The organism is Pseudomonas sp. NPDC087639 (assembly GCF_044743385.1).
Classification (GTDB): Bacteria; Pseudomonadota; Gammaproteobacteria; order Pseudomonadales; family Pseudomonadaceae; genus Aquipseudomonas.
Genome location: NZ_JBIUWI010000018.1, coordinates 9,911 through 15,020, shown reverse-complemented (window position 1 = coordinate 15,020; position 5,110 = coordinate 9,911). Strand labels below are relative to the sequence as shown.

The window sequence follows — 5,110 nt, the reverse complement described above, 5'->3', positions numbered from 1 at the left end:
GCCGTTGAACCCCGGCGGTCCCTGGAAGAAGCCCTGCTGGACTTCCCGGGCGCCGCCATTGTGATCTCTCACGATCGGTGGTTCCTTGACCGCGTCGCGACCCACATCCTGGCGTACGAAGACGACTCGCAGGCGATCTTCTTCGAAGGCAACTACACCGAGTACGAAGCCGACCGCAAAAAGCGCCTCGGCGAAGCGGCTGCCCAGCCACACCGGGTACGTCACAAGAAACTGGCCTGATATCGGGTTGGTTGCATGAAAAGCGGAGCCTTCGGGCTCCGTTTTTTTTTGCCTTTTTTCTCCAGTGAGACCGAGTCGCGGCATTCGCGAGCAGGCTCGCTCCCACAGGGAAATGCATTTCAAATGTGGGAGCGAGCCTGCTCGCGAAGGCGGTGTTACTGTTGGTGCATCACTTGGATTTCGCCTCCCCATTCAGGTGCAAAAAAGCCCTTAAAAGGCTTCTGATTTATATCCTGTGCACCATTTAATTTCATATCTGCGACATTTTGAACTGTTCCTGTGTGCAATTCGTTTGTTACAGTCCGGCCCAATCTCCTCCAACGACAATAAATTTGCCGAGACTTTTCCCATGATCGAATCCGTCGAATCCTTCCTCGCGCGCCTGAAAAAACGCGACCCGGATCAACCCGAATTCCACCAGGCTGTCGAAGAAGTCCTGCGCAGTCTCTGGCCGTTTCTCGAAGCCAATTCGCGTTACCTGACCTCGGGAATCCTGGAGCGCATCTGCGAGCCGGAACGGGCGGTAGTGTTTCGCGTGTCGTGGGTCGACGATCAGGGCAAGGTTCAGGTCAATCGCGGTTTCCGAGTCCAGATGAACAGCGCCATCGGCCCGTACAAGGGCGGCCTGCGTTTTCATCCGTCGGTGAATCTGGGCGTGCTGAAATTCCTCGCCTTCGAACAGACCTTCAAAAACTCGCTCACGTCGCTGCCCATGGGCGGCGGCAAGGGCGGTTCGGACTTCGATCCGAAGGGCAAGAGTGACGCCGAAGTCATGCGGTTCTGCCAGGCGTTCATGAGCGAGTTGTACCGCCATATCGGCTCGGACGTCGACGTGCCGGCCGGTGACATCGGCGTTGGCGCGCGGGAGATCGGTTTTCTGTTCGGCCAATACAAACGCCTGAGCAACCAGTTCACCAGCGTGCTGACCGGCAAGGGCATGACTTACGGCGGCAGTTTGATCCGCCCGGAAGCTACCGGTTTTGGCTGTGTGTACTTCGCCGAAGAAATGCTCAAGCGTCGCGAGCAGACCGTCGAAGGCAAGCGCGTGGCGATCTCCGGTTCCGGCAACGTCGCGCAATACGCGGCGCGCAAGGTGATGGATCTGGGCGGCAAAGTGATTTCCCTGTCCGACTCCGAAGGCACGCTGTATTGCGAAGCGGGCCTGAGCGAAGAACAGTGGTCGGCGCTGCTGGAACTGAAAAACGTCAAACGCGGGCGGATCAGCGAATTGGCCAGTGCATTCGGTCTGGAATTCCGTACCGGTCAGCATCCATGGTCGCTGCCGTGCGACATCGCGCTGCCCTGCGCCACGCAGAACGAACTCGACGCCGAAGCCGCCCGCACGCTGCTGCGCAATGGCTGTGTGTGCGTGGCCGAAGGCGCGAACATGCCGACCACGCTGGAGGCTGTGGATATCTTTATCGAGGCCGGCATTCTGTTCGCGCCGGGCAAGGCCTCCAATGCCGGCGGCGTGGCGGTGAGTGGTCTGGAAATGTCGCAGAACGCCATGCGTCTGCTGTGGACGGCGGGCGAGGTGGACAGCAAGTTGCACGCGATCATGCAGTCGATCCACCACGCTTGCGTGCATTACGGCGAAGAGAACGGGCGGATCAACTACGTCAAAGGCGCGAACATCGCAGGCTTCGTCAAAGTCGCCGATGCGATGCTGGCGCAGGGTGTGGTTTAACTCGGTTCGACGCGGATCACTTCAATCACTTGATCGCCGGCGGGGCGCTGCCACAGCACCTCGTCGTTGAGCCGGGCACCGAGCAGTGCGCGGCCTAAAGGTGATCCCCAATTGATCAGGCCTTTGGCGGCGTCGGCCTGATCTTCGCCCACCAGTTGCACCCGGCGTTCGGTGCTGTGTTCGTCGGCGTAGGTGACCCAACTGCCGATCTGCACCTTGTCGGTGGAGGTCGCGACGACGGCGACCTGCGCGCTGCCCAGGCGTTGGTTGAAGTAGCGCAGATCCCGTTCAAGATCGGCCAGGCGCTGTTTGTCAGCCTGTTCGCCCTTGGCCGATTGCTCGGCGTGCAGGGCTTGCAGCTCGGCGACTTTCGCCTGCAACTGCGCCAGCCCTTGCGGGGTGACGTAATTGGGCTGTGTGCTGACCTGCCGTTCGACCGGTTGATCGGCTTGCGCAGCGGCATTGTCTTCGTTGACGAAAGCGCGACTCATGGTGTCCTCCTCTTCATAGAGTTTGGGCCATGGTCGCGGGCATTTGGTTTCACTGGATGTCTGGAAGCGACCTACTGCGAGCGATAAGCCCGCCCGGCGTCCTGGTCTTTCTGTTGCTGCCAGGCGCGTTCGCGTTCGTCCCAATGTTCGTTGCGATATTCTTCGCGACCCTTGTTTTCCAGCATTGCCTGACACTGGCGGAAGCCATCGGTCCAGCCTTCGGCGTACTGCTTGTCCTTGAGATAGCGCGGCACGTTCTTGCGGAATTCACCGCTGATCGAACCGGCCGCCTGGCGGCCGCTGACACAACCGTCATCGAAACCGTCGGCGAAGGCCGGTGGATAACCTTTGGCAATCAAATCTTCGTGAGTGGTCTGGCAACCGCTCAGCACCAGCAAAACGCCCAGCAAACCCGCACACCGCCACATCGCACTCTCCCGCGCCGGTTTTCGGCTTATGGGGGAAGTCTAGAAGGGGATTCGTTGATGGGGTGTGAAAGAAAGATCAAAAGATCGCAGCCTGCGGCAGCTCCTACAGTTGGAATGCATTTCCCCTGGAGCTGCCGCAGGCTGCGATCTTTTCAGTAGTGATACCACTTCACTTCTAGCATCACTTCAGTCTCCGGCGTGGCCAGATGACTGAACTCACGCTGCGCACTCAAGCGCAAGCCGAGGTTGCGCGACAACTCCCACTGCTGATTCAGACTCAGGCTGCGGCGCACTTCGCCATTGAAGAAGTAATCGCCCTTGGCTTCCAGGCTGAGATTGCCGAGCGGGTTTTTCCACAGCACGCCGGTATTGAAACCGCCCGCCGGGGAAACAAACTCGGCGAAGTCATTGTTGTGTTCCACCCGCACCGTGCCGAGAGCAAAACCCAGCACATCGTCGCCCAGCGCCCACGTACCGCCACCACCGCCATTGACGTGGCTGACCAGCGTCTCGTCATCGTGTTTGCCCGGCACCCGCTCAAGACCGCCGGTGACTTGCCACGACAGCGGCTGCAATAGCTCATTGCGAGGGGTTAGCGAGCGAATGGTCGCCAGATCCAGTTGCTGGAATTGCCACTGGTTGCCTTCGTACTGGCGCAGTTTCATCTGCAGGATTTCAATCTGCGCACCCAGCGGGAAGCTTTCGGCGTTGTCGTTGAGATCGTGATAGGCCATGCGCAAGCCGTACTCGCCAAATGCGCGGTCACCTCGAGTACCGAGACCGGCCTGCCAGGTCCTTGATTCGTGGCCATCTTCGGGCAAGCCCGGTTGCGGGATTTCCAGCTCCGGCGCCGGATTTTTGTTGATTGCCCGCAGCAGTTCAAAACTGCGCTGCGCCCGCTGTGGGTCGCGTTCCTGGCCGTTGGCGCGGTAGCGTTCCAGACGATACGCCGCGTCGATGATCAAGGCTTGGCGGGCGCGGGGCAGGGCCTTGAAGGTCGGGTCTTGCAAAACTTGCTGGTCAGCGCTGACTTTCAGCACCCACTGTTGTTCTTCATCGCTTAACGGTTCGGCGCGACTGAGCAGTTCACGCTCGCGGGAGGGGCGGTATTCGATGCTTTCGACCAGCCCGGCTTCTTTCACCGCTTTGACCGTGTCGGTAGGAATCGCGGTCAGCGGGAATTGTTCGGTCAGGCGCAGGCTCGGCCGCGCCACTTGCAGCAGTTCGAGCAAGCGGTAGGAGCAGTTTTCATCGAAGAAGAAGTAGTCGAACTGGATCTGCTTCAACTCCCACACATGTTCAACCATGCGCGCGGTTTCTTCTTGCGTCAGATTGAGTCGGTATTCCCACAGATCGCGGTTTTCCAGACTGCGGTATTCGGAGAGTTTTTCCTGATACGGCACCAGTGCGAACAGGCCGGGATAGCCACCCATCAAACCTTTCCAGGCGTAAAGGATGCTGTTGTCTGAACCTTCGATGTAAGCACCGAAGTTGATCGCGTAACTGAGCAGCGACGTCTTGTCTGCCTGCACGTCAGCCTGATCGATGCGCAGCAGCGTGTGGCCGAACATCGACGATGGGCTGTTGAGATAAGCCGCCGGGAAGATCATCACCGCGCTATGCGGCGATACGTCCTTGAACCACTTTTTGTACTCGGCGCACGCAGGTGCCGGCAGATCGGTCAGGTTGAGCTGCGTTTTCAGCCAGCGCGTGCGCGCCGGGTAAACGCATTGTGCGTGTTGCTCGCCGAGGCTGGCCGGGGCATACAGTGCCTGAACGGTGGCGGCAAGTTCATGGTCGGGATGTTCGTTGCCGTCGGGCGCCAGAAAGAACTTCTTGTCGCTGACATAGCTGCGCCAGCCACCGAGCTTGGCGGTTTCGTAATGACCGAGGGAGATCCAGAAGCGGTCGTTGGCCAGTTGCTGCAAACGTTGAGGGTCGATGTTTGGCGCGGCGGACAGCGGGGCGCAGACACAGAGCGCCAGCCAGGCAAGGCGTTTGAGCATAGTCGGCAACTTAAACAGGAAAAAAACAAAAACCCAAAGAGGGACGGGCCAAAAAAATAAAACCCGCTTCCCGAAAGAAGCGGGCGGAGTCGAGCTTAAGCCTGAGTTGCGTACTTGGCCAGACGTGGGTCTGACTTCAGAACGGACAGGGTGTTGGTATGCACGTCTTCAGCGGTCACGTCAGCCTTGCTGAAGATCTGCTGGAAGTGCTCGTGAGTGACAGCAGCGAAGTGCGCACGGTCGTCCGGCGCCACGCCC

The 5,110-nt window shown here is 59.3% G+C and carries 5 protein-coding genes and 1 pseudogene; 2 read left to right on the top strand and 4 right to left on the bottom strand.

All coding sequences use genetic code 11. From position 1 onward, the window contains the following. Positions 1–240: pseudogene (locus ACIOVB_RS10155) on the top strand (energy-dependent translational throttle protein EttA); the annotation flags it as partial. A gap of 349 nt (positions 241–589) precedes the next feature. Further along, on the top strand, positions 590–1,927 hold the full coding sequence (gdhA, locus tag ACIOVB_RS10150) for an NADP-specific glutamate dehydrogenase (RefSeq protein ID WP_401267254.1): 1,338 nt from the start codon (positions 590–592) through the stop codon (positions 1,925–1,927). Here gdhA and ACIOVB_RS10145 read toward each other — a convergent pair. The 4 genes from ACIOVB_RS10145 to ACIOVB_RS10130 all read right to left on the bottom strand — a co-directional run. Next, a complete protein-coding gene (locus ACIOVB_RS10145; RefSeq protein ID WP_401267251.1) occupies positions 1,924–2,418 on the bottom strand; it encodes a GreA/GreB family elongation factor in 495 nt (164 codons plus the stop codon). The genes gdhA and ACIOVB_RS10145 overlap by 4 nt on opposite strands. 71 nt (positions 2,419–2,489) lie before the next feature. Next, on the bottom strand, positions 2,490–2,846 hold the full coding sequence (locus tag ACIOVB_RS10140) for a hypothetical protein (protein ID WP_187679192.1): 357 nt from the start codon (positions 2,844–2,846) through the stop codon (positions 2,490–2,492). A 152-nt stretch (positions 2,847–2,998) separates the two neighbouring features. Continuing rightward, positions 2,999–4,852, bottom strand: a complete 1,854-nt coding sequence (locus ACIOVB_RS10135) for a DUF4105 domain-containing protein (RefSeq protein ID WP_401267249.1) — start codon at positions 4,850–4,852, stop codon at positions 2,999–3,001. A 95-nt stretch (positions 4,853–4,947) separates the two neighbouring features. Further along, positions 4,948–5,110 (bottom strand): DUF3015 family protein (locus tag ACIOVB_RS10130; protein WP_401267349.1); only part of this gene is annotated, 163 nt, incomplete at its 5' end.